This is a genomic window from Prosthecobacter sp. (genome assembly GCF_044373815.1).
Classification (GTDB): domain Bacteria; phylum Verrucomicrobiota; class Verrucomicrobiia; order Verrucomicrobiales; family Verrucomicrobiaceae; genus Prosthecobacter.
In genome coordinates this window covers 1-23,865 of sequence record NZ_JBIPNG010000047.1, presented here as the reverse complement: position 1 = coordinate 23,865, position 23,865 = coordinate 1, and the positions used below count along the sequence as shown (strand labels likewise).

General features: G+C 59.3%; 26 protein-coding genes. 16 read left to right on the top strand and 10 right to left on the bottom strand.

What is annotated here, in order from left to right:
- Positions 1-101 precede the first annotated feature (101 nt).
- Positions 102-2,597, top strand: a complete 2,496-nt coding sequence (locus tag ACIREA_RS06420) for a c-type cytochrome (protein ID WP_397381434.1) — start codon at positions 102-104, stop codon at positions 2,595-2,597.
- 97 nt (positions 2,598-2,694) lie between these two features.
- On the opposite strand, the gene ACIREA_RS06415 is transcribed toward ACIREA_RS06420, so the two are convergent.
- The 5 genes from ACIREA_RS06415 to ACIREA_RS06395 all read right to left on the bottom strand — a co-directional run bounded on the left by ACIREA_RS06415 (position 2,695) and on the right by ACIREA_RS06395 (position 7,664).
- Positions 2,695-2,949 (bottom strand): hypothetical protein, encoded by a 255-nt coding sequence (locus ACIREA_RS06415; protein ID WP_397381433.1) that lies wholly within the window; start codon positions 2,947-2,949, stop codon positions 2,695-2,697.
- 90 nt (positions 2,950-3,039) lie between these two features.
- On the bottom strand, positions 3,040-4,308 hold the full coding sequence (locus ACIREA_RS06410) for a Gfo/Idh/MocA family protein (protein WP_397381432.1): 1,269 nt from the start codon (positions 4,306-4,308) through the stop codon (positions 3,040-3,042).
- A 195-nt stretch (positions 4,309-4,503) separates the two neighbouring features.
- The gene (gene rplQ, locus ACIREA_RS06405; protein WP_397381431.1) at positions 4,504-4,989 is read right to left on the bottom strand and encodes a 50S ribosomal protein L17; all 486 of its coding nucleotides are present in this window, start codon (positions 4,987-4,989) and stop codon (positions 4,504-4,506) included.
- A 35-nt stretch (positions 4,990-5,024) separates the two neighbouring features.
- Positions 5,025-6,146 (bottom strand): DNA-directed RNA polymerase subunit alpha, encoded by a 1,122-nt coding sequence (locus tag ACIREA_RS06400; protein ID WP_397381430.1) that lies wholly within the window; start codon positions 6,144-6,146, stop codon positions 5,025-5,027.
- A gap of 201 nt (positions 6,147-6,347) precedes the next feature.
- Positions 6,348-7,664 carry a Trx7/PDZ domain-containing (seleno)protein gene (locus ACIREA_RS06395; RefSeq protein WP_397381429.1) on the bottom strand — a complete coding sequence of 439 codons (1,317 nt, stop codon included), beginning with the start codon at positions 7,662-7,664 and terminating at the stop codon, positions 6,348-6,350.
- A 124-nt stretch (positions 7,665-7,788) separates the two neighbouring features.
- Here ACIREA_RS06395 and ACIREA_RS06390 point away from each other — a divergent pair, with 124 nt between their 5' ends.
- From ACIREA_RS06390 to ACIREA_RS06360, 7 genes are all read left to right on the top strand, one after another.
- Positions 7,789-8,859 carry a zinc ribbon domain-containing protein gene (locus tag ACIREA_RS06390; protein ID WP_397381428.1) on the top strand — a complete coding sequence of 357 codons (1,071 nt, stop codon included), beginning with the start codon at positions 7,789-7,791 and terminating at the stop codon, positions 8,857-8,859.
- A 20-nt stretch (positions 8,860-8,879) separates the two neighbouring features.
- Positions 8,880-9,683 carry an HNH endonuclease gene (locus ACIREA_RS06385; RefSeq protein WP_397381427.1) on the top strand — a complete coding sequence of 268 codons (804 nt, stop codon included), beginning with the start codon at positions 8,880-8,882 and terminating at the stop codon, positions 9,681-9,683.
- Positions 9,680-10,810, top strand: a complete 1,131-nt coding sequence (locus ACIREA_RS06380; protein WP_397381426.1) for a sugar ABC transporter permease — start codon at positions 9,680-9,682, stop codon at positions 10,808-10,810. Before ACIREA_RS06385 ends, ACIREA_RS06380 begins: the two co-directional genes overlap by 4 nt.
- A gap of 50 nt (positions 10,811-10,860) precedes the next feature.
- Positions 10,861-11,742, top strand: a complete 882-nt coding sequence (locus tag ACIREA_RS06375; RefSeq protein WP_397381425.1) for a uracil-DNA glycosylase — start codon at positions 10,861-10,863, stop codon at positions 11,740-11,742.
- A 98-nt stretch (positions 11,743-11,840) separates the two neighbouring features.
- Complete coding sequence (locus tag ACIREA_RS06370) at positions 11,841-13,064, top strand: molybdopterin-dependent oxidoreductase (protein ID WP_397381424.1); 1,224 nt, start codon at positions 11,841-11,843, stop codon at positions 13,062-13,064.
- Between the two features lie 59 nt (positions 13,065-13,123).
- Positions 13,124-14,155, top strand: a complete 1,032-nt coding sequence (locus ACIREA_RS06365) for a dipeptidase (protein ID WP_397381423.1) — start codon at positions 13,124-13,126, stop codon at positions 14,153-14,155.
- Positions 14,156-14,255: 100 nt separating this feature from the next.
- Positions 14,256-14,555 (top strand): H-type lectin domain-containing protein, encoded by a 300-nt coding sequence (locus tag ACIREA_RS06360; protein WP_397381422.1) that lies wholly within the window; start codon positions 14,256-14,258, stop codon positions 14,553-14,555.
- Position 14,556: 1 nt separating this feature from the next.
- Here ACIREA_RS06360 and ACIREA_RS06355 read toward each other — a convergent pair whose 3' ends face one another.
- On the bottom strand, positions 14,557-15,354 hold the full coding sequence (locus tag ACIREA_RS06355; RefSeq protein ID WP_397381421.1) for a phthiotriol/phenolphthiotriol dimycocerosates methyltransferase: 798 nt from the start codon (positions 15,352-15,354) through the stop codon (positions 14,557-14,559).
- Between the two features lie 117 nt (positions 15,355-15,471).
- Here ACIREA_RS06355 and msrP point away from each other — a divergent pair, with 117 nt between their 5' ends.
- Both msrP and ACIREA_RS06345 read left to right on the top strand, forming a co-directional pair.
- On the top strand, positions 15,472-16,437 hold the full coding sequence (gene msrP, locus ACIREA_RS06350; RefSeq protein WP_397381420.1) for a protein-methionine-sulfoxide reductase catalytic subunit MsrP: 966 nt from the start codon (positions 15,472-15,474) through the stop codon (positions 16,435-16,437).
- A 5-nt stretch (positions 16,438-16,442) separates the two neighbouring features.
- Positions 16,443-17,060: a sulfite oxidase heme-binding subunit YedZ gene (locus ACIREA_RS06345; RefSeq protein WP_397381419.1), complete on the top strand. Its 618-nt coding sequence runs from the start codon at positions 16,443-16,445 to the stop codon at positions 17,058-17,060.
- 16 nt (positions 17,061-17,076) lie between these two features.
- Here ACIREA_RS06345 and ACIREA_RS06340 read toward each other — a convergent pair whose 3' ends face one another.
- Positions 17,077-17,826, bottom strand: a complete 750-nt coding sequence (locus tag ACIREA_RS06340) for a hypothetical protein (protein WP_397381418.1) — start codon at positions 17,824-17,826, stop codon at positions 17,077-17,079.
- A gap of 102 nt (positions 17,827-17,928) precedes the next feature.
- On the opposite strand from ACIREA_RS06340, the gene ACIREA_RS06335 reads away from it, so the two are divergent.
- Positions 17,929-18,270, top strand: a complete 342-nt coding sequence (locus ACIREA_RS06335) for a zinc ribbon domain-containing protein YjdM (protein ID WP_397381417.1) — start codon at positions 17,929-17,931, stop codon at positions 18,268-18,270.
- On the opposite strand, the gene ACIREA_RS06330 is transcribed toward ACIREA_RS06335, so the two are convergent.
- Complete coding sequence (locus ACIREA_RS06330; protein ID WP_397381416.1) at positions 18,267-19,265, bottom strand: fatty acid desaturase; 999 nt, start codon at positions 19,263-19,265, stop codon at positions 18,267-18,269. The genes ACIREA_RS06335 and ACIREA_RS06330 overlap by 4 nt on opposite strands.
- Positions 19,266-19,506: 241 nt before the next feature.
- Between ACIREA_RS06330 and ACIREA_RS06325 the strand changes: the two genes are divergently transcribed.
- Entirely contained in the window at positions 19,507-20,523 is a 1,017-nt protein-coding gene (locus ACIREA_RS06325) for a methyltransferase (protein WP_397381415.1), read from the top strand.
- 6 nt (positions 20,524-20,529) lie between these two features.
- On the opposite strand, the gene ACIREA_RS06320 is transcribed toward ACIREA_RS06325, so the two are convergent.
- The gene (locus ACIREA_RS06320) at positions 20,530-21,006 is read right to left on the bottom strand and encodes a DUF5069 domain-containing protein (RefSeq protein WP_397381414.1); all 477 of its coding nucleotides are present in this window, start codon (positions 21,004-21,006) and stop codon (positions 20,530-20,532) included.
- A gap of 90 nt (positions 21,007-21,096) precedes the next feature.
- Between ACIREA_RS06320 and ACIREA_RS06315 the strand changes: the two genes are divergently transcribed.
- Genes ACIREA_RS06315 through ACIREA_RS06300 form a run of 4 tightly spaced genes read left to right on the top strand, consistent with a single transcriptional unit; the run spans position 21,097 to position 22,768 of the window.
- Positions 21,097-21,261 (top strand): hypothetical protein, encoded by a 165-nt coding sequence (locus ACIREA_RS06315; protein WP_397381413.1) that lies wholly within the window; start codon positions 21,097-21,099, stop codon positions 21,259-21,261.
- A 37-nt stretch (positions 21,262-21,298) separates the two neighbouring features.
- A complete protein-coding gene (locus ACIREA_RS06310) occupies positions 21,299-21,832 on the top strand; it encodes a SelL-related redox protein (RefSeq protein ID WP_397381412.1) in 534 nt (177 codons plus the stop codon).
- A gap of 60 nt (positions 21,833-21,892) precedes the next feature.
- A complete protein-coding gene (locus ACIREA_RS06305) occupies positions 21,893-22,105 on the top strand; it encodes a hypothetical protein (RefSeq protein ID WP_397381411.1) in 213 nt (70 codons plus the stop codon).
- A 12-nt stretch (positions 22,106-22,117) separates the two neighbouring features.
- Positions 22,118-22,768 (top strand): SGNH/GDSL hydrolase family protein, encoded by a 651-nt coding sequence (locus ACIREA_RS06300; protein ID WP_397381410.1) that lies wholly within the window; start codon positions 22,118-22,120, stop codon positions 22,766-22,768.
- Positions 22,769-22,904: 136 nt separating this feature from the next.
- Here the strand turns inward: ACIREA_RS06300 and ACIREA_RS06295 are convergent.
- Positions 22,905-23,865, bottom strand: a 961-nt coding sequence (locus tag ACIREA_RS06295; RefSeq protein ID WP_397381409.1) for a class I SAM-dependent methyltransferase, incomplete at its 5' end; no start/stop codon positions are given.

The window sequence follows — 23,865 nt, the reverse complement described above, 5'->3', positions numbered from 1 at the left end:
CGCCCAGGGTTATCAAATGTGGGCCGACGCCATCGAAGGCAAGGTCAAGGAGCTCATGAAGTAGTGCGGAGCAAGGCAGTCCGTTTCATCATTATCCAAGCATGAAAACCATTCTCATTCCTCTTCTGCTCGGCGCGACGGCATCGTTCGCGCAACTGGCCGATCAATCAACGCCGGCTGACAAGGTCAAGATCGCCAAAGGTTTCAAAGTGGAACTGCTGTACTCAGTGCCCAAGGAGCAGGAGGGCTCCTGGGTGTCCATGACGCAGGACGACAAAGGCCGCATGATTTGCAGCGACCAGTATGGCGCGCTGTATCGCATCACACCGCCGGCGCTGAACGGCAGCCCGGGTGAGACGAAGGTGGAAAAGCTCGGCATCGATTTTGGTCACTGCCAGGGCCTGCTGTATCATGCGGGTGCGCTCTATGGCGTGGTGAATGATGAAGCTTATCAGGGGCGTGGACTTTACCGCTGCAAGGACACGAATGGTGATGATCAGTTCGACACCGTGGAGCTGCTGCGCTCTTTCCCCGGCAAGGCTGGTGAGCATGGGCCGCATGGCGTGATCGCCTCTCAGGATGGCAAGAGCCTGTATGTGATGTGTGGCAACCAGACGCCTGAGCCGAGCTGCGAGACGAGCCTGGTCCCCCGCCATTGGTCGGAGGATCAGCTCTATCCTATGCTGCTGGGCCGAGGCTTCATGCGTGACGTCCTGGCCCCCGGCGGTTGGCTGGCGCACACGGATCTGGATGGCAAGAAGTGGGAGCTGGTAAACACCGGCACGCGCAACACCTACGACATCGCCATGAACCGCAATGGCGACATCTTCGGCTTTGACGCTGACATGGAGTGGGATACCGGGATGCCCTGGTACCGCCCCACCCGCGTGTGCTTCATGCAGAGCGGCGGTGAGTTCGGCTGGCGCACCTGCAGCAAGAAATTTCCCGCGCGCTGGGAGGACAGCCTGCCAGCCGTGGTGGACATCGGCCCCGGGTCGCCCACGGGTGTGGCCTTTGGCTATGGTGCGAAGTTCCCGGCGAAGTATCAGGATGCGCTCTACATCTGCGACTGGAGCTACGGCAAAATGTATGCGGTGCATCTCTCGCCGAACGGCGGCGGGTATACTGGAGTGACTGAGGAGTTCATGAGCGCCTCGCCGCTTCCGCTGACGGACATTGAAGTCTCGAAGAAGGATGGCGCGATGTATGTGAGCGTGGGTGGGCGCAAGGTGCAGTCGGGGTTGTATCGAGTGACTTATGTTGGCGAGAATGATGCCAAAGACAGCATCGCGATTGGTGGCATAGTCGGAAAAGAAAATCCTCTCTTGGTCCGACGTGAACTCGAAACTTTTCATGGCAAACAAGACCCCAAGGCCGTGGAAGCCGCCTGGCCACATCTCGCTTCCACAGATCGCAACGTCCGCTTCGCCGCCCGTATCGCGCTGGAGCATCAGCCCATCGCTTCGTGGAAGGACAAGGCGCTCAATGAGTCCAATTCCCGCGCTGCCTTGACGGCGCTGATGGGCCTGATCCGCAGCAGCGGTGGTGACAAAGCCTTGCCGCAACCAGTGCTGGCCGCGCTGAACAAGATCGACTTCAAGGCGCTCAAAGGTCTGGATCGTGTCACGCTGATCCGTGATTACATGCTTGCTTTCACACGCATGGGTGAGCCGGATGCGGCGACGAAGGGTTCGCTGATCAATCATCTTGCGCCGCTGTTCCCCACGAATGATCCGGCCTTGAACCGTGATCTTTGCGAGGTGCTGGTCTATCTGGGAGACGCCAGCGTCGTCGCCAAGGCTGAGCCGTTGGTGAATGGCTCGCCGACCCAGGAGGAACAGATCGATTACGCCCGCATCCTGCGCTTTGCGAAGACCGGCTGGACGAAGGAACTGCGCGCTGACTATTTCAGCTGGTTCCTGCGTGCGGCGAACTACAAGGGGGGGGCGTCGTTTGACCTGTTCATCGGCGAGATCAAGCAGAACGCGCTCTCCACCATGACGGAGGAAGAAAAGCTGGCGATCAAGGACGTGCTGGATGCGAAGCCGGAAGCCAAGGCTCCGAGCTTCACAATGAAGCCGATGCAGTTCGTCAAAGCCTGGACGCTGGATGAACTCAGCAAGTCGCTTGGTGTTGGACTGGAGGGCAATCGTAACTTTGCCAATGGTCGCAATATGTTTGGTGCCGCCACCTGCTTCGCCTGCCACCGCTTCAACAACGAAGGTGGGGCCGTGGGTCCGGACCTTACCAGCGTGGCTGGCAAGTACAGCCCGCGTGATTTGCTGGAGCATATCCTGGAGCCAAGCAAGGAGATCAGCGACCAGTATGGCAGTACCGTCTTCACGCTGCAGGATGGCAGCACGGTCATAGGTCGTATCGCTAACATGAAGGAGAACATCATGATGGTTTGCACCAACATGATGGACCCCAACAACTTCACCAATGTTGATGCCCGCAAAGTTGTGAAAACGGAGGAGAGCAAGATCAGCATGATGCCTCCCGGTCTGCTCTTCATGCTCAAGGAGGACGACGTCCTAGACCTCATGGCCTATCTTCTTAGCAAGGGTAATCCGGAAGACTCAATGTTTGTAAAGTAAATCTTTATTTAAGCGGCGGCTACAAAAACAAAGGCCCCAGTTCTTGCGAACTGGGGCCTTATTATTAATGCGGAGTTAACCGTGAACTAGGAACAACTTACTTGGCCTTCTTTTCAGCAGCAGGCGTTTCGCCTTTCTGCTTGGCCCAGCGCTTGCGCTGAGCATCAGCGATTTTCTTGCGGGCAGCAGAGGACATGACGCGCTTCTTTTTGGCTGGCTTTTCGCCTGCGGGTGCTGATGCAGCGGACGACTTGGAGGAGCCGCCGAGGAGCTGTGCCAGTTCCTGCTGGAAGCCTTCGATTTTTTCTTGAAGTGCAGCGGCGCGGCGCAGTTGGGAGGAGGATAGGATCATTTGTTTTATTTATCGGGGTACAATTTCTTGTTTATGAAATAGTTAGCCTAAAGTCAAGCGTGGAACTCTAAGTCTATAACCCAATTGAAGCTAAAGAGCCTGATCGTAGATGCTCTGGAATACTTCGGTGGCATTTGGGTCTATGATGGTTATGCCGTTTTGGTCAAAACGTGCTGTAACTGTCGCCCCTTTGCCCTCCTGCATGTATTTCCAGTTAAGATCGCGGACACGCGCCGCGGCGTCCACAATTGCGCAGGTAATGCGGGCATCTTCAGCGGTCGGGTAGAGTCCGGCCACATCGTCACGGGACTCTTTGGCAAACTTGACTCGGCAGACGGCCACCAAGCCCACAGTCAGACTATCGACGCCATATCCTATGTAGCCTTTGGTGCCGTCCGGACGGGTAACTTCGCGGGTAAAGTGGTTGTTGCTCGTGCGCGAGCCGCCGCCCTGATTCCACCAGCGGAAACCACGATATTGCTGGTCGCTTTCGACTTTGCCGTCAGCGCCGACGATCTCATGACCCTGGTTCACCGGACCTTCGAAATCGGCTGGAGTTACCCAGTTGTTATTAAAATTGATCGACATGCCGTTGTCGAAATCCACGCGCACCTGCACGGCGTCGAAGGCATTGATGCCATCGCGGATCAGGCGCTTCTTCTGGCCCACGGCGGTCAATGAGACCGGCTTGCTGTGGTAGTAGCTCCAGATCAGATCTGTCCAATGGGGGCCGACATAGCTGAAGGGGTCGCTGCTTTCCACCCACTTGAAGGTGCTGGTGCTGACTTCGAGCGGTTCTTCGAGATAGGCGGTGCCATAGAGAGGCGCGCCGATGCGGTTTTGAATATCATCGCGAATACGCAGGTGGTCGGGGTCGTAGCGTTTGTGCATGTCCACAGCGACGATGAGGTTCTGCGCCTTGGCTGCCGCGATGATCTCGTCCGATTCCTGAATGGAGAGGCACATGGGTTTCTCGGTCAGGACGTGCACCCCTTTGGCCAGTGCAGCGAGAATGGGCTGCGTGTGCAGATGATCGGGGGTGGCCACGGCCATCACATCGAGATCAGGGAAGGCGGCCAGGATGTCATCCCAGGGGGCATCGCCGTGGAAGGCACGCGGCTCGTGGCCGGTGAGGTCTTTGAAGGCTGCTGCGGCTTTGAGCGCGGATTTTTCGCTGCGCGTGGCGACGGCGACGAGGTCAAATTTGACTCCGGCGAGTTCGCGTGAGTATTTGTCGAGGCCGACGCGGGCAAGCTGTCCGGCGATGCCGAAGCGCTGCAAGTCCGCGTAAGCACGTGCGTGAACATCTCCGCCGAACATGCCGGCGCCAACGAGGGCAATCTTGATGGTAGGTTCCATGGTGACTCATGGAACGCGAAGTCCGACGGCATGCAAGAGGTCAAGCTGATACCCGAATGCCGGGTTCTCATGTTTTTGGTGAGCCTGCACTAGAGGAGGGACGGAGGGTTGCTGCAGTCGGTCAACGAGGGCACAAAAAAACGCGGGAGTCTTGCGACTCCCGCGTTGGATGGTTTCTCGATGAGAGACGCCTGCTTATTCAGCAGCGGCGGCTTTCTTCTTTGGAGCGGCCTTCTTCTTGGCTGGGGCCTTGGCTGGTGCTGCTTCTTCGGCCACAGGCTCGGCTGCGACTTCTGGTTCAGGGGCTGCGGCGGCTTTTGGCACGTAAGCGTCCACCCACTCGATGTAGGCCATCGGAGCAGAGTCGCTGCGGCGCTGGCCGAGCTTGGTGATGCGGGTGTAGCCACCGACGCGGTCCTTGGAGGCCACGGCGATCTCTTCGAAGAGTGTCTTCACCATGTCTTTATGACGGAGTGAGGAGAGGGCGGTGCGGCGTGCGTGCAGGGTGCCGCGCTTGCCGAGGGTGACGAGCTTCTCTGCGTAAGGGCGGAGGGCTTTGGCCTTGGCCAGTGTGGTGCGAATCCGGCGGTGCTCGATGAGGGAGCAGGTGAGATTCATGAGCAGCGCGTCGCGGTGATCCTGCTTGCGCTGAAGTTTGACGATTTTTCTTCCGTGTTTCATGTCCTAAAATGAGTCTAAAATTCTGTCTGTGATGATTACTCGTCTTCGTCGTCTGCGTCAGGCAGATGGCTGTCCACGAGCTTGGTGAAGTCGAGGGAGTCGGCTTCTTCATCGTCGTCGCCGATCATGCTGCTGCGGGCGAGGAGGGAGACACCGCCAGGGGTGGCCTCAAGCAGCGCTGGATCGAACTTCATGCCGAGAGACAGACCAAGCTCTGCGAGCTTTTCCTTGATCTCGGTGAGGGACTTCTTGCCGAAGTTGCGGTAACGAAGCATTTCGCCTTCGGTCTTCATGGCCAGCTGGCCGACGCTCGTGATGTTGGCGTTGTTGAGGCAGTTGGCGGCGCGGACGGAGAGTTCGATCTCGTTGACGCTCATGTTCAGGAGCTTGCGCAGCTCGCTGTTTTCTTCGCTCTGAGCTTCCGGTGCGGCTTCGAATTCGATGGCCTTGTCGTCATAGTTGACGAAGACGTCGAGGTGATGGCGCAGGATGGCGGCAGACTGCAGGAGGGCGTCCTGCGGGGTGATGCGGCCGTCGGTCCAGATGTCGAGCACCAGCTTGTCATAGTCAGTGTTCTGACCGACGCGGGTGTTTTCCACGCCGTACTTCACGCGGGTGACAGGGCTGTAGATGGAGTCGATCGGGATGACGCCGATGGGGGTGTCAATGCGCTTGTTTTCTTCCCAGGTGGAGAAACCACGGCCGACGCGCACTTCGAATTCGCATTCGAACTTCGTTTTGCGGTCCAGCGTGCAGATCACGAGGTCCTTGTTGATGACTTCGTAGTGGTTGTCGTCCTTGATGTCACCGGCGGTGACGGCGCCTTCCTTGTCAGCAAGGATGGAAAGCAGGCGGGGCTCCTTGGCATCGCTGTGATGCTTGAAGCGGACCTTCTTGAGGTTCAGGATGATCTGAACGACGTCTTCGAGCACGCCCGGAAGGGTGGTGAATTCGTGTTCCGCACCGCGGATTTTCACGGAGGTGATGGACGCGCCTTCAAGGGAGGAGAGGAGGACGCGGCGGAGGGAGTTGCCAATTGTGTGACCGTAACCTTTGTCGAAGGGTTCGGCAGTGAACTGGGCGTATGTTTCGGTTGCCGTGGCCTCGTTTTTCACAAGGCGGGAAGGCATCTCGAATCGGGCAAGACGTACTGACATAGGATTTGTGTTAACACTAACGGCCGGGTTACCTCCGGGCGAGAACCCTGCACATCTCGAAGAGAGGCAGGCGCGGAGACCAACGGCGAATGGATGACGACTCGCAGGGGGCGGGGAGTATGGAAGCCGGTCTTTAGAATGCAACCGGGAATTTTCAGGGGGAAATGGGCCGGAAACGCCCCAGGGAGGGGCTGTTTCCGGCTACTGCTGCGGCAGATTCAGCTCCACCCGCTCTTTGCCCCGCAGCACGACGGCGGGGATTTTCTCTCCTGGAAGGTGGTGCAGCAGGAGGTCTCCGATGATGGCGCTCTCTGTGAGGCGCTGTTTCTGGTCGCTGATCTGAATGATGATGTCGTCCTTCTTAAACCCCGCTTTTTTAGCGGCGGCATGTTGGCCGAACTCGCCCACGTGGAAGATGTGCAGGGCCATCTGGGTCTTGTCCAAGCCCATGCTGGCGCGCTCTTCATCGGGGAGGTCGTCCATTTTCATACCGCCAAAGGCCATCGCCCGCATGGGCCAGGTGCCGACGCGCTTGCCGATGTCTGATTTCAAGCGCCAGCCGGCGGGGAGATCGATTGTGACGGCGGTTTCCTTGCCGCTGCGCAGGACCGTGGCGGGCAAAGACCCCGAGTCGGGCGAGCGATGCAGCACCCAGCTCACGTCGGCGATGGAAACGAGCGGCTGGCCGTTGAGGCGGGTGAAAATGTCACCCGCCTGGATTCCAGCGGCATTGGCGGCGGAACCGTCTGCCACGGCCTCCACTTTGGCGACCTCGTCGGTGACAAGGGTGATGCCGAGGGTCTCGATCGACGGCTGCGGGTAAATCCACTCCACCGGCACGGGCTTGTTCTGGCCACGGTAGTAGGCCCGGAAGGCATCGCCCATCATGTGGCAGTGGACGCAACTGGCCACGACCTTGCCGTTCCAGTCGAGCTTGCTCTGGTACTTGCCCGCGAGTGTCGGAAACTCGATGGGCGTCTGGTAAGGTGTGGGGCCTCCCTGCTTGCCACTGAGGGCGGCTTTGTTGGCCGGATAGCCTTGGTGAATGGCCAGACCTGCTTCGAGCGCTTTTTTGAAACTGGCGGTGGTTTTGTTCAGCGGGTCCTTTTGGTGCAGCCAGGAGCCGTAGCGGCCGTAAATGGTGCCGTCGCCATTGAAGAGGATCGCGGAGAAGGAGAGATCGTAGTCAAACTGGAAGCGGGAGAGGTCGCGCGCGTTGGCATTGATGATGCGCACGCAGACAAATTGATCGAGCAAAGGCACGAGTTCCTGCTCTTCCAATACACTGGCGTCGATGCCGGCGCAGGACATGCAGGGCAGGCAGCGCAGCACCACGAGCAGTGGTTTGCCGGTGGTCTTGGCAAGACGGAAGCCGCCGTCGACGTCATTCCAGTTCCAGCGTGGATCGTTTTCCAGCCGGGCCTTGTCACCGCGCACCGCTCCTTCGCGGTCTTTCACCGTGGCGGCAGGTGCGGATTGAATGAGGAACAGGACGGCGAGCAGCAGGAGTTGCTTCATGCCCGTATTCTGCGGAGTCCGCGGGGGCCAAGGCAAGCCGGGATTTTTTTTCAGCCAGTTTTTGGAATGGACAGGCTTTGGTTTTCTCCGGTAAATCGTGCCACCCTCCACCCACGCGCCTTTTATGTCTGAAGTCACCGCCATTTCCAAGTTTGCCTGTCCGGCCTGCGGTGCCGAGGCAGTCTGGACGCCTGCCAAGCATGCACTGGTCTGCCCTTATTGCGGTACGGTGTCTCCGGCTGAGCTGAAGAACGACGGCACCCTGGTGGAGGAGAATGATCTTGTGGCCATGCTGCGGGCCATCCCCGACGATCAGCGCGGCTGGGCGGCGGTGCGCAAGACGGTGAAGTGCCAGAGCTGCCAGGCCATTTCCGTCTTCGATGAAAAGCGGGTGGCGCAGAACTGCGACTTCTGCGGCTCACCGGCCATGATTGCGATGGACGATGTCGGCTCGCCGATCCGGCCCGGCAGCCAGCTGCCATTCAAGATCGCCCAGAGCCAGGTGCGGGAGGACATCCGCCGCTGGTATTCCAGCCACTTCTGGGCGCCCAATGCTCTCGGGCAGAAGGCCATGACAGACACGCTGCATGGCATGTACCTGCCGTTTTGGACCTTTGACGCCCATGCGGAATGCCCCTGGGAGGCGGAGGCCGGCTACTATTACTACACGACCGACAGCAAAGGGAACCGCACCCAGCACACGCGCTGGGAGTACGCCTCAGGCCACGTCAGCAGCGACTTCGACGATGTTCTGGTTCCAGCTTCGAAAGGCGTGCACACGGCGCTGCTCGAAAAGCTGCAGCCGTTTCCCACCACCACTGATCTGCTGCCCTATGATCCAGGCTATCTCTCCGGCTGGGTGGTGGAGCAGTATCAGATCGATCTTATTCAGGCCGCGCAGGATTCACGCGGCCGGATGGATAACATCCTTCGCAGCCAGTGCTCCGAGCAGATCCCCGGAGACACCAGCCGCAATCTGCAAATCTCCCCGGACTACAGCGCGCAAACCTTCAAGCATGTGCTGCTGCCGGTCTGGCTGCTGACTTACACCTATGGCACGAAGACTTATCAGGTCACCGTGAATGGTGCCACGGGCAAGATCGGTGGCGAATACCCGGTGAGCTGGGTGAAGATCACCATCGCGGTCATCATCGCCCTGATCATTCTTGGCATCTTTATGGGTTCGCAGAACTGACGCTGATCCTCCTTGAACCTATGAATTTTTGGTGGTGCAATCAAAGCAGTGACTGGAGCCTGGAAAGGCCGGAAAATGTCGTTTGTGCCAGTGACCTGATGCTGCGGCTGAATTACCGAAGAACCGTCGGTGAGGTCAAAGCAGGCGATATCATTGTTCACTATAAAAAGCCCCGCATTGTCGCCTTTAGCAGGGCCAAGGAGGATGGACGCCATCATGAAGAACTGCCACTGGTGAGCGGCATTGACTATGGGTCAGGCTGGCGGTTTGCCACTGAGTATCATGACCTTGCCTCAGGCCCTGACAGAAGCCTGTTCATCAATGACCTGACGAAGTTTGCCCAAAAAGATTACGCGGTGAATCCCAATGGTACCGTCAAGCAGGGGTATTTCCTGCAGTTCGACAAAGCGGGGCTGGAGGCCATTCTGAAACATGTGAAGGAAAGCCTGCCGTCGTGGATGCCGGGGCGGACTGATGTGCCTCCTTTATCAAATCAAGAAGAGAAGGAAACCTATCAGGAAGGCGAAGAATGCTCCTATTTTGCTAACCGTTATGAACGAGACCCCAAGGCCCGAGCTGCCTGCATCGACTATTACACGCCCATATGCTGGGTGTGCCGCACGGATCTTGGCGAGCTCTATGGGGCGTTCATGTCGGGGTTCATTCATGTGCATCACATTGTGCCTTTGTCGCAAATAGGCAGGGCATATGAAGTTCATCCGTTGAACGACCTGCGTCCGGTATGTCCAAACTGCCACGCGGCTCTGCACCGCAAAGGGGCTCCAACCATGGAAGAGTTATCAGCACATTTTCGAAGCAAGTGAGCAAGACTTATTCATTTCGAGAACTGCCCATCGCCATCGCGCTGCTCGCGATATGCGCGTTCTTTGCCATCAAGGAGCCTGCGTTTCTGGGAGCGCGCAATTTGTCGATGCTTGTGACGGAGCTTTCGATCACCGCCACGCTGGCGATGGGCATGCTGCTCATCCTGCTGCCGGGGCACATTGATCTGTCTGCGGGCAGCGGGGTCGGTTTGCTGGGTGGCATCGCGAGTGTGCTGGTGTTTCATTATCACCTGCCTGCGCCTGCCGCGCTTGGAGTGGGATTCCTCTGCGGAGTTTTGATCTGGATGGCCATGGGGGCCTTCATCGTGTGCGAGCGCATGCCTGCCTTCATTGTCACGCTCGGAGCGCTGCTGATTTTCAAAGGTCTTTTCTGGCTGGTGATCGACAACGCCACCGTGCCGGTGGCGCCCGGTGGGCAGAGCAATCTCTACTCGCTGCTCACCACCTACTACCTGCCGGTGCAACTGGGCTGGCTGCTGGCGGCGGGGCTTGTGCTCGCGCTGGTGTTCACCGCGCTGAGTGCGCGCAAACGCCGCCTGGAGCATGGATTTGCGGTGGAGGACAAGGAGATGGCGTTCATGCGCCTGTTTATCACCGCGCAGGCCATCGCGCTGTTTGTGCTCGTCACGGGGCAGTTTCGCGGCATTCCGCTGCCTTCGCTCATTCTCGGTGGGGTGACACTGATCGTGTATGCGGTGACGCAGCACACGGCGCTGGGGCGGCACCTGTATGCCATCGGCGGCAGCGCGGAGGCGGCCTTGATTTCTGGCGTGCCGATGAAACGCACGGTGATCGCCGCCTACAGCGGCATGGGGGCCATCGTGGCCCTCACGGGCTTCATGCAGACGGCCTATGCAGGATCATCGACGACGACCGTGGGGGATTTGATGGAGCTCGACGCCGTCGCGGCCTGTGTGATCGGCGGAGTCAGCCTGCGTGGCGGCCGTGGCAATGTGCTGGGTGTTCTGCTGGGTGCTCTCATCATCGCCTGCCTGCTGAATGGGATGACGCTGATGTCCGTGCCACCGGAGCGGAAGTTCATCGCGCGCGGCGTGGTGCTGATTCTTGCGGTGTGGATGGACATGCGCCTCTCCCGGAAGCAATGACGAAATCAGAATGACGAATGACTGAATCTCTGCATTCGTCATGCTTAAACATGTCCGCCGCCTCGCAACTCCTCAAACAGCACCTTCAGCAGCGCCAGATGCTGGGGAAGACGCACGTCGCGCTGCGCCCGGGGACGATGGACAGGCTGACGGGTGTCGTGCGCGAGCCTGCGGTGCGTGCTGCTCCCGCGCCTGAGCCGTCCCGATCTTTTGCTGCGGCACCTGCGCCTGCCGCGCGCATCCTGATCGAGACTCCGCCGCCGGAAACGAAGAAGACGGAGTTGCTGGAAGTGGCGGGGGCGACGATCGAAGAAAAGCTCGCGGCATTGCGCGTGATGGCGGAAACGTGGGAGCCTGCGCTCTCCATGGGGAGCCTGCGCAAGACGATGGTCTTTGCCGTGGGCAATCCGCAGGCCTCGCTGATGTTTGTGGGCGAGGCCCCGGGAGCTGAGGAGGAAAAGCTGATCGAGCCTTTCGTGGGTCCGGCAGGGCAGAAGCTCACGGCCATCATCAAGGCCATGGGGCTTGATCGTCCGAAGGTGTACATCAGCAACATCTGCAAATTTCGTCCTGCCATGGACAATCAGGGCAGCGGCAACCGCAAGCCCACCGCCGAGGAGATGCGCGCCTGCCTGCCCTTCGTCCTCAAGGAGATCGATCTCATCAAGCCGCAGGTCATCGTGGCCCTGGGGGCCACGGCAGCTGAGGGGCTTGGTATTCCTGGCACTGTTGGTGGTCTGCGCGGAAAGTTTCACAGCACGAGCGGCATTCCGACCATGGTCACCTACCATCCGTCCTACCTGCTGCGGGAAGAGCAGACGGGCGACGGCATTCGTGCCAAGCGCGCCGTGTGGGAGGACATGCTCAAGGTCATGGAAAAGCTGGGCCTGCCCATCAGCGCGAAGCAGCGTCGGTACTTTCAGACGAAATAAAACACGCTCTTCCTATGAAGAACACGCGCCTTGCTACCCTGCTGGTGTCGGGATTGAGGGCTTGTCTTTTGCCGGAAGTCCGGGTTTAAATCATCGGTATGAAGGCCAGAGCACTCTCCCGTCGTGATTTATTCAAGCTTGGTACTGCAGGCGCTGCGGTGCTGACGACCCACGCGGAACTGCAGGCGGCTGGGAAAAAGACGGGCCCCGTGTGCGAGGAGGGCGGTTGCTGCATCACGCCCTCGGGAGATTTTTACAATGTGGAGCGCGGCAATCCGCCGCCATACAAACTACCCATCGAGAAGCTGCGCGAGATCGGCATGGTGCGCGAAACGTGGCAGCTTGAAGTCATCGCTGATGCAGCGAGCAACGCGAAGATCGAGCGGCCCATGCTGCGCAGTGACGGCACAGCGCTGACGTTTGAAAAGCTCATGGAGATCGCGAAGACGAAGGCGGTCAGCTATTTGAAGGTCATCACCTGCAACAATCTTGCCGATCCGCTGGGGCATGGTCTGTGGGAGGGCGTGCCGCTGCGCGATGTGCTGTGGCTGAGCGGGCCGGTGGAAAATCTGCGGCATGTCTGGTATCACGGCCATCACAACGAGGACCCGAAGCAGATCTTCAAATGCTATCTGCCGATGAATCGCGTGTTTGAGGATCCGCCCGGCGAACTGCCGGTGATGCTCTGCTACAAGCTCAATGGCGAATTTCTCACCGGTGAGCGCGGCGGTCCGGTACGCATGATTGTGCCGGAGGCCTACGGATTTAAATCGGTGAAGTGGCTGCAGCGCATCGGCTTCACGAATGCGCATCAGTCTGATGACACCTACGCGAACGGGAACAACGACATCAACTCGGGGCTCAAGACCTTTGCGCGTTTTGGCGATCTGCCGGACAAACTCAGCGCGAAGGATGAACTGACACTGCATGGCAATGCGCAGGTGGGCATCTCAGGTCTCAAGCAGGTGCAGTACTGGCTGCGCAATGTGAATGAGCCGTTGCCTGCGAAGGATCCGCACTTCACGCAGGCACCGTGGCAGGAGGCGCAGATCGTACCGTTTGATGGAAGCGGCATTGCGGGCTTCAAAGGCGCGCCGCTGCACCCGGTGCAGTTTGATCCCGTGGCGCGAAAGCCGCGCCAGTGGCCTCTGCGGCACACGCTGTGCCGTTGGACGGCGAAGCCGGTCAAGCTAGCGCCTGGAAAGTATGAGGTGCGCTGCCGGACGATTGATGAAAATGGCCATGCGCAGCCGATGCCGCGCCCGTTTCCGAAGTCCGGGAAGAACAACATTCAGAAGGCGCTGCTGGAGGTGGTGGCATGATGGATCAAACGCCCAAAGTCGTCTTGATAAGGTGCAGTGCGTTCCAATGTTTTCGTATCATGATGCGTCTCCTTGGGATCTGCTTGATGTGTTTGAGCGGCCTCCTGCAGGCTCAGGTGTTGGATGCGGGCAAAATAGTCCGTGATAGCTTTGTCGTGGACAGCGAGGGCTCCTATTACCTGCGGGACCAGCAGGGAGGCGACGATCCTTTTACAACCACGGAGGGCGTATGCGACTTCGGCAGGCTCAAGGAGTTCAGCGGCCGCAATCTGACCGTGATGAATGTATCAGGCGAGCGCTCGCTGGAGGTGCAGGTCAAGGCCATCAGCGACGGGGGCTATAAAAACGCTGTCCTGATTCAATCGTTTGGCGATATCGCGGCACTCCGATCTTCCGGCAAGTTTGGGGTGCTTTTCTACATTCAGACCATTGATCCCCTGGGTGGTTCGGTGGAAAAAATTTCCTCATGGCATCGCAAAGGCCTGCGCGTTTTCAACATCGCCTATGGTCGCGGACACAATCCCGCCAAGGAGGATGTGCTGGGTTATGGCTCGGGCGACAATGGCGGTCTCACGCGGCTGGGTGAAAAGGTCGTGGCAGAGCTGAACCGTTTGAAGATGGTCGTCGACGTGGCTCACGCGAATGATGAGACCGCGATGGATGTTTGTCGCGTCTCCAAGGCCCCCGTGGTCGCCACGCATGCCAACTGCCATGCCGTAACACCGATTGATCGTAACAAGAGTGACCAAGTCTTGAAAGCCATCGCTAAAACGGGAGGTGTGATCGGTGTGACGTCCATTGGATGGATGTTTGAAACCTCATCCGGGAAACGCGATGTGAATGCTTTTGTGAAGCACATCGACCATCTGCGCAAGGTGGTCGGGATCGACCACATAGGCCTTGCGTCGGATGCTTTGTTGAATGGCTGGCCCGCAGATTCTCGTCACTTCGCCTGCCCGGAACTGGCAGCCCCTGACCGCTGGAAAACCGTGGCCTCGGCCCTCGCGGCTAAGGGCTACAAGACCGAGGACATCCAAAAGATACTCGGTTTGAACTGGGTGCGTGTCTTCAAGGCCATTTTACCGCCTTGAAGGATTCAATTTCTGCTGCGAAGGCAACAAACAAGGGACCCGGCCCGGATGCTGCTGTATGGCAGGGCGCATGTATTCATCTTCTGTTCCTTGGAAAGTTTTGTCGTCGAACGTCTCTCTCAATGTTCTCACGGAGGGCTGGACTCTCGCCTGCCCGGATGCCGGGGCTGAAGAGGAAACTCGCAAGTTTATCGTCGACGTGATTTTTGACACGGCGTTTTCTGCCGTGCCGGTGGTGCAGCTTGGACTCAGCGGTTTTGACATCGATCAGCGGGACAGCGCGCGCCTCATCCTGAAAGCCGAATGCATCAGCGAATACGGCTTTCAGGCCACCATCACCACCTGGGCGGGCAGCCGCGTGTATGCCGCTGAGTTCAACTGGCTGGCCATCGGGCCGTGAGTCACGGTTTGCGAAAGCACCAGGAGCGGTAGGAGAGCTCGCCTGACTTCAGCGCCTCGTACACACGCGCGCCCGGCAGTCCGGCGAAGTCGCGGCCCAGGGAGTGCAGAAACTTGGGCAGGCGCTGGCAGATGAGAGCCTCGCTGCGCACGGCATTGATCTCCATGCCGCGCAGCACTTCAGGGCGGATGTCGCGGGTCTGCACGATATCGAGCGGTGATTGGGCGATGGCCTGCTCCCACTCGGCCCACTGGTCGCGGAAGCGAAAGTCGGCGTAGAGGAAATGACCGCCCGTTTTCAGCACGCGTGCGACTTTGGCCAGGAAGCCGGGGAAGTCGGGGTAGCAGTGAGAGGCTTCGACATTGATCACGGCATCAAAGGTTTGCGGCGGGAAGGAGAGGGACTGCGCATCTCCCTGCACGAAGCGAAGGCCACTGGCCTGATGGCGCTTCTTGCAGAAGGCGATGCCGGTGGGATTGAGATCGAGCCCTGTGTAGCTCGCGGGATGCAGCGTGCGCGTGAGCCAGGAGGCACCGCCGCCATGGCCGCAGCTCACCTCCAGCACGTTCTTGCCCTGCAGATCCACCTGAGTGGCCACGTGATGGTAGAGCTGGATGCAGGCGCGATTCGGTTCGTCAGCGGGGTCGAGCTTCAGGCCCACGGGCGGATCCGTTTCAAAGGCGTAGTTCAAAAACAGCACTTCTTCGCTGCGCAGCCGCCGTGTGAGATAGGGATACCACAGCTGCCAGATGGCTTTGCGGACGGGGCCGATGGAAAAGAGGCGTTCGAGGAGGGACATGGAAGGGCAAAGCCTGCGAGATGATGGTGGCGGATGCAACTTGCCAGTTGGCATTCATTGTGCGGGAATAGAACCGCCGCCTGCGCCTCACACCTGGAACTGCATGCTTTGTCCGCCATGAAAGATCGTTCCCACATTCCCTCCAGCGAGGTCACACCTGAGGAGACTTTTCTCAATCGGCGCTTCTTCATGAAGTCCGCCATCTGGGCGGGCTCCACACTGGCCACGGCGGGGCTGTATCGCACCTTCAGCCCACGGCCCGAAGTGGCGAACACGGGGGCCGCCATTGCCACGGTGGCGGAGCCTGCGTTGCAGACGGCCCTGGCGGCGGATGAGAAAGTGAACTCGTTCACCGACATCGCGGGCTACAACAACTACTACGAGTTTTCGACCGACAAATCCGCGGTGGCTGCGAAGGCGAAGAATTTTGTGACTGATCCGTGGAGCGTGCAGGTGGGCGGACTGGTGCAGAAGCCGCGCACGTTTGATCTGGCGGACCTGCTCAAGTTTGAATCCGTGGAACGCACTTATCGTTTCCGCTGCGTGGAGGGATGGTCGATGGTCATACCTTGGGTGGGGTTTCCGTTGTCCAAATTATTGAACCAAGTGGAACCGCTGAGCTCCGCGACGCATGTGGCGTTTGAGACTTACTTCGACATCAAGCAGATGCCTGACTCACGCTATGCAGGCATTGATCTGCCCTATGTGGAAGGTCTGCGGCTGGATGAGGCGATGCACCCGCTGACGCTGCTGGCCACCGGGCTGTATGGCAAGACGCTGCCGAATCAAAACGGTGCGCCGGTGCGGCTGGTGGTGCCGTGGAAGTATGGCTTCAAGAGCATCAAATCGGTGGTGAAGATCACGCTGATGGACCGTGAGCCGCCCACCACCTGGAGTCTCGCGAATCCGGGGGAATACGGATTCTACTCCAATGTGAACCCCAAGGTGGATCACCCGCGCTGGTCGCAGGCGCATGAGCGGCGCATCGGCGAGATGGGCTCGCGGCCCACACTCATGTTTAACGGCTATGCGGAGCAGGTGGCGCACCTTTACAAGGGCATGGACCTCAGCGTGGATTTTTGACCCTTATGACCTTCAGCGCAGACACACGATTTCACCGGCAGCTTTTTGTCTTCAATGGACTGCTGCCCGCCGTGCTCATCCTGATCGACGGCTGGCGCGGCAAGCTGGGGGCGAATCCAGTGGAGTTCGTCACGCGGGCCACGGGTGTGCTGACGCTGGTCTTCCTCATGCTCACGCTGCTGGTGACGCCGCTGCGTAAAATCTACGGCTGGAACTGGCTGCTCAAGCAGCGCCGCCTGCTGGGACTCTATGCGTTCTTTTATGGCTTCGCGCACCTGCTAACCTACCTAGCCTATGATCGTGACTGGCAGCTGGGAACCGTGATCGGCGATGTGTACAAGCGGCCCTTCATCGCCATCGGCATGTTCAGCTTTCTGCTAATGGTGCCGCTGGCGGTCACCTCCACCAATGCGATGATCAAGAAGCTCGGTGGTCCGCGCTGGGCGCAGCTTCATCGACTCACCTATTACATCACCATCGGTGGTGTGCTGCACTACTGGATCATCGTGAAGTCGGATGTGACTTATCCGTTTTTCTTCGCGGTGGTGCTGGCTGTGCTGCTAGGCTGGCGTGTGGTGGCGAGCATAAAAAAAGCGCGAGGTGCTGCACCCCGCGCTTCGTGAGATTTTTGAAGCCCGCTTACTTCTTGGCAGGGGCGGCGTTCCAGACCTTGATGTCGTCAAACCAGCCGCTCTGGCCGGCGACGCCGAGTTCGATCTTGGACTTGGTTTCATGGCCGATGCCGGCGGACTTGAGGAAGGCGACGGCTTTGCCATCGATGCTCACGCGCATTTCATCGCCCACGGTTTCCACCACGACGGTGTATTCCTTGTTCTGCTCCAGCTTCACGGGGAAGGTGGCGCTCTTGCCGGCCATGAGCTTGTTCACTTCGTCCTTCTTAGTGGGGTCTTTGCGGAGCTCTTTGATGATCAGGTTCTGGCTGCCTTCGCGCTCATCCATGATGGTCACCTTGTCCAGACGGATCTGGGCGCGGCAGAGGTGGCCGTAGTGGGCGGCGGTGTATTTGCGGTCGTCGAATTCCACATCCATCATCGTGCAGCCGTCGAAGCGCATCTTCACCTCGATCACGGTATCCTTGGTGGGGACTTCCAGGCCGTAGACGGCGGCATGCGCGGTGATGACGGACTTGCCATCCTTGGAGGGCTCGTCCTTCACGCGGGTCTGCGTGCCTTTGAGAGCGTTGTTTTCAAAGACGAAGGTGTCCACCACGCGGTGCCAGCGCTTGTCGTGGTCGCTGCCGTTCATCTCATCGGAGAAGAGCAGTTCCTTCTTTTCAGCGATGGGCTTGGAAGGGATCTTGGGCGCATCTGCGGCAAATGCGGCGGCGCTGATGAGAAGGAGGGGAGAAAGGAGAAGACGGATGTTCATGGGCGCATGGTAACGAGTAAATTTGGCGAGTTCATGCGCGGAAATTGCCGAACTTAAGTCAGCGCTTGAGTTTCGTGCCCGCGAAGTGTCTGGTCATTGCCTATGAGCCAACCTGCCTGCCCGATGTGCGAGATGAATGATGTCCTGGACCACGCTGACCGCTATGAATGCATGACCTGCGGTCACGAGTGGCCGAAGCAGGAGTTGGCAGATGAGCCGGATGCTGAGCGTGTGGTGAAAGACGCCTACGGTGCGGTGCTCGCAGACGGCGACATCGTGGCGATGATCAAGGACCTGAAGCTCAAGGGCTCCAATGACGTGCTCAAAGTCGGCACCAAATCCAAGCCCATCCGTCTGGTGGACGGCGACCACGAGATCTCCTGCAAGATGGACGGGATCGCGATCGGCCTGAAGGCCTGCTTTGTGAAGAAGGTCGTCAGCTAGGCGGCCGGCGCAGCAGCCGCATTCAGCTTGGGATTGATCACATGGCGCCACCAAGGTGGCAGCAGGACCATGGCGATGGCCCAGAAGTAACCGACCGGAAGCTTGGGGGCCTCGGGCTCGGGGTCCAGGAGGTAATAGGGCTTCACCGCGATATGGTGATAGGAGTGGTGGCCGACGCGGAAGGTGATGTAGCTGGAGAAAAAGTGGTAGGTGTCCCAGGAGTGTTCCGGTCCGGTCTTCTCATATTCACCGTCCGTCTTTTGGCGCATGAGGCCGTAGTGCTGGATGTAATTGACCGACTCCAGGACGATGTGAGCGCCAAGAATGTGAGCCAGATAAAACAGCGTTCCGTTCGGGCCTGAAACCAGAAACAGGCCGATCAGGAGCGCCACCTGGCCCAGGGCGTAGATGAGCATTTTGTTCTTCAGCAGGCCCTCGCCATTGCAGCGGCGTGCCTCCATTTTCCAGCAGCGGATCATGCTGCCGGGAATGGTGCGGAAGATGTAGGAGTAGATGCTTTCATTCAGCCAGGCGGTGTTCTCATCCTGATCTGTTCCGGCGTGGACGTGATGGCTGCGGATGTGAATGAGCTTGTAGTGAGGGTAGAACAGGAAGGTGGTGAGCAGCCTCTGCGTGATTTGATCGAGCGCGTCCTTGCCATGCAGCAGTTCATGCGCCGCGCCAAAACCGATGCCACCCAGAAGGCTTGCGGAGGCGATCAGGATGCCAATTTCCATGGCATTGAAACGATCCAGGGACATGGCCAGCCAGACGACCGAGGCCATGTAAAACAAGGCGTAGAGGCGGGTGTTCCAGTGCAGCAGGGCCAGATGTCCTGCGGAGAACTCGGACTTGTCAAAATGAGCGTCATCCTGCCAGCCGGTGACCCAATCCAGCAGCGGCAGTGCGACCTGCAAAAAGACAATCGGCAGCAGCAGCCACCAGCCGCCGCCCCAAACGCCCAAGGCCAGCATGATAAAAAGAGAATGTGGCAAAAGGCAGAACAGGACGTGGCGGCTCAATGAGGGCTTGCTCTGGCTTTCAGATGCGGAGGATTCCATAATGGCGTGATATATAGGGATGCGACTGAGCCTGAATAAAACTCGATTCCGTTCGGAGTGAACCATGTGAGCGTGTGTCTCCCACGGCCACTAAATCTTTATTTAGCCTCGCGTTTTCGGGTGAAGATGGCGTTAGGGTGGCAGCCACGTACTCTCTCGTTTATTGTCCTTTATTATGTCTGAAATATCATCTGCCCCCTCTCCCCAGCTCTTCTTTGAAACGATCAATGCTTTTCAGAAATCGGCGGCATTGAAGGCCGCGATTGATCTGGGTTTGTTCACCGCCATCGGCAGCACTCCTGCGACTGCTGCGGAGGTCGCGACGCTCTGCCAGTGCCCGGAGCGCGGCATCCGCATCCTGGCGGACAATCTCACGATCCTGGGCTTCCTCACCAAGGAGGGGGAGTGCTATGCGCTCACGCCATCGTCGGCGGTGTTTCTGGTGCAAAGCTCTCCGGCCTACATGGGTGCTGCGGTGAATTTTATGTTCGCTCCCGGTCTGACGGAGGCCTTTGATGATCTCGCGTCCACCATTCGTCGCGGGCGTCTGCATACGACGGAGGAGGGCACCACGGCGGCCGATCATCCGGCCTGGGTGGAATTTGCCCGCGCCATGGGACCGATGATGGCACCCACTTCGCAGGGGGCTGCGGAGCTCGTGCGGCTGGACGCATCCCGTGACACCCGCGTGCTGGACATTTCCGCGAGCCATGGGGCCTATGGCATCGCCGTTGCGCTGAAGAATCCGCGCGCGCATCTCGTGGCATTGGACTGGGAGGCCGTGCTTGCTGTGACCGAAGAAAACGCGCAGGCAGCGGGCATTGCAGACCGCTTCAGCAAGATCGTAGGCGATGCCTTCACCGTGGACCTGGGGAGTGACTACGATGTCGTGCTGGTGCCGAATTTCCTGCATCATTTCAACATCGAGGACTGCACGCGCTTCCTGAAGCGGGCGCATGCCGCGCTGCGTCCGGGCGGGAAGGTGGTGATCGTGGAATTCGTGCCGAATGCAGACCGCGTCAGCCCGCCACCTGCTGCGAGCTTCAGTCTCGTCATGCTCGGCACCACGCCGGAGGGCGATGCCTACACCTTCGCAGAGTATCAGCAGATGCTCACGGCGGCCGGCTTCCGCGATGCTGAGTTTCATCCGCTGCCACCCACGGCGCAGAGCGCGGTGATCGCGGTGGCGTGAGGGGAATCACTTCGCGCCAGGGACCAGCCGGCCTTCGTCGATCTCAATGTATTCAAACATGGTTTCTACCGTTCCGGGGGGCAGGCCGATTTCTTCGAGGCGTTCGTTCAGGCGCTGGGTGCCAGCATCGCGCCAGCCGCGCTTGGTCATGAAGCCGTTCCAGACTTCGATCTCCTGCTCGGTGGGCTGGCGGCCGTTTGCAAAGGCCCAGGCCAGCAGGCTTTCATCGCTGCCGCCTTTGAGCGTTTCGGCCTCGAGTGCCGTGTAATCAATTTTGAGGAACTCGCAGCAGCGCCAGTCAAAGCTGCCCTTCGCGTTGCCACGCATGGGCTGCCAGCCTTCGGGGAGCTTGCCTGCGGCGGTGAGGCGAATCTTGTCCAGCATCCGGCCGAAATAGACGAGGCCGTTCACTTGATCGAAAGGGCTGCGGAGTCCGGGAATGAGGGTGGGGTAGGGGAGTGCCATGATGAGGGAGCAAAGCATGGCCTGCGCGCCCCTTCAAGAAGTGCCTGACTGTGCGCAATGGCTGGAAGCACCCATTGCAATTTGGGCTTTTTAAAAGTATCGGAAGGCATGCGCAGCCAAAAAGTCAGCAACAGAGCCCCAAGACCCTTCAAGACCAAGAATGATCGGTGGACGGGCGTTCGTGTCCCCAAGGTGATTTTCACCGCTCCCAAGCCCGCAGTGCCTGCTGTCAAAGCCGATGCTGAGGCGGACAAGGCGGCTGATGAAAAGTAAATCGTGGGGGATGTGAGCGAGGTGACCAGCAAGCACCATGAGCGCCTCCTCCGATACCGCCAACCTGCTGGGCCGCACGCTGACCAGCAGCGGTGAATCGCTGGCGGTGCTGTCAGAGAAGTCGCCGGTACTGCTGGTGCTGCTGAGGCATGAAGGCTGCACCTTCTGCCGCAATGCCATGTCTGACATCGCGCGACTGCGCCGTCAGATCGAAGGAGCCGGCACACGGATCGTGCTGGGGCATATGAGGACGGCGGAAGATTTTGCTGCGTTTGCCGGGCGCTACGGTTTGGCGGACATCGACTCTGTGGCGGATCCGCAATGCACCCTTTACAAAGGATTGGGGCTGCAGCGTGGTCGCATGTTGCAGCTCATAGGTCCGCGCATGCTGTGGGCCTTGGTCAAATCTACTTTGGCAGGCCATCTGCCGGGCAGGATCAAGGGGGATCCGCTCCAGCTTCCCGGTGCGTTTCTGCTGCATCTTGGGCAGGTGATCAAAGGCCACACCTACCGCGATGCCTCGGACCGGCCGGACTACGTGAGGCTCGCGACGCCGTTACAGGCGGTGTGAGGTTTTGTATTCACCACGTTTTTGGTTGCCAGTTCACGGTGGCTGCGGTGATCGTACTTCATGGCAAATCCTGAGAACGTCCAGATGGCAGCAAATTTCGGTCTCTTCATGCTCGCCGTTGGCGCGCTGGGATTGTTCAGCGGGACGACGCTGGGACGCTGTGGCATGGTGCGGCGTGCGGATACACCGGGCACGTTTTACATCACCTGCGGCTCTCATCTGGCCGTGGGGGCTTTTTGTTATTTCGGGCAGTATTTCGTGCGGACGGTTTAAAGTGAAAGCTGCATGCCGCGATTCCTCATCATTCTTTTTTTACTGAGCCTCGGAGTCTTCGCTCAGAGTCCCGCACCTCGCACGGTGCTCGTGTTTGGGGATTCCATCACCGCAGGCGGTGCACTGTCCAAAGAGCAGCGTGGGCATCTCTGGGTGACGCAGGTTCAGCAGCAGTCGGCGGGCGCGCTCACGCTGATCAATGAAGGCAAAGGCGGGCGTCCGACGAGTTCGCTCAAAGAGTTTGAGTCAATGATCACGCGCCATGCGAAGGCGGACGCGCTCGTCATCGCGCTTGGCATGAATGATTCACGCGACATCACACCCCAGTGTGTGCCCAAGGCGGTGGTGAATGTGAGGTCGATGATTGTGAAAGCGCGTGCGGCTTATGGCGAAAAGCTGCCGGTGCTGCTCGTGGGTCCCTCGAACATCAACAAGGCTGCGCTGGGGCCGACGAAGCCCATCGCCAACGAACGCGAGGCCAAGCTGCGTGAACTCGGCGCTGCGTTTGAGAAGCTTGCGGCTGAAACGAAGAGTGAGTACGTCAGCCTCTTCGGTGTCGTGCCCGATTCATCCCTGCTCAAAGATGGCGTGCATCCCGATGGCGCTGGGAATGACGCCATCGCCAAGGTGATGGGAGAGAAGTTGAAGGCGCTGGGCTGGTAAAAGTAGTCCTCTCGCTCCGCGAGAGGTACTCAACGCGTGACTAGCTGAGATCGTTTTCAATTCATCGAAACATGTGGCTGGCACGGGAGCCGTGGGCTCATCTCGCGGGAGCGAGATGGCTACTGTACTGCCGCTCTTACTTCATCATCATCCACAGCGTGCTGGAGCCGTGGCCGGGGGGGAAGTCCACGGGGGTGCCGAGCTTGAGATAGTCGGCGGAGCGGCGCTTGCCTTTGGCGCACCAGCGGGCGCTGCGCTCCAGGGTGGCGAGATCGAGCTTGGTGCAGTTCGTGGAAAGCAGGATGGCGCATTTTTGTGAGGCCACTTCCAGCGCGGCATTGAGGAGGTCTTCAAAGTGATCCTCCACCTGCCAGCGGCGGCCGTTCTTGCTGCGGGAGAAGGTGGGCGGATCGAGGATGATGGCGTCAAAGCGCTCTCCGCGAACACAGAGCTGGGGCAGCAGCTCAGCGGCGTCGTCCACCACAAAGCGGTGCTTCGTTTCCGCGACGCCATTGAGCGTGAGGTTGTGCCTGCCGCGATCGAGTGACTTGCGGGACAGATCCACGCTCAGTGTCTCTGCGCCCGCGAGCGCGGCCACCAGCGAGAAGCTGCAGGTGTAGGCAAAGGTGTTGAGCACGCGCTTGGGCTTCAGCGCGTGCAGCTTGGCGCGGTTGAGGCGCTGGTCCAGAAACAGGCCGTGGCTGTAGCTGGCGCCGATGTCGAGGCCGTAGCGGATTCCGGCTTCCGTGACCACCGTGGTGAGCGGCAGAGAGGCATCGCCGCTGTGCAGCACGGGCGAGACGCGGTCGGCATTCTTCATCGGCAGGAAGCGGTAAAACACGCGCACGGGCTGCCAGCCGGAATTCGTGCACCACGTGGCCAGCCCGGCGGCCAGTAAATCACGGGCATCGTCGCTTTTGTAGGAAAGGATCACGTCATCTCCCAGACGCTCCACCCAGCCGCCGGGGCCCGAGGCGAGGCGATGCGCGTTGGTGCCTGCGGCTTCGATCGTTTTGCACTGGGCGGGAGTCATCCATGTCACGGATGGAGAGGCAGGACGTAGGTCGGGGGGAAGGTTCACTGCCTCACTCCTGCCG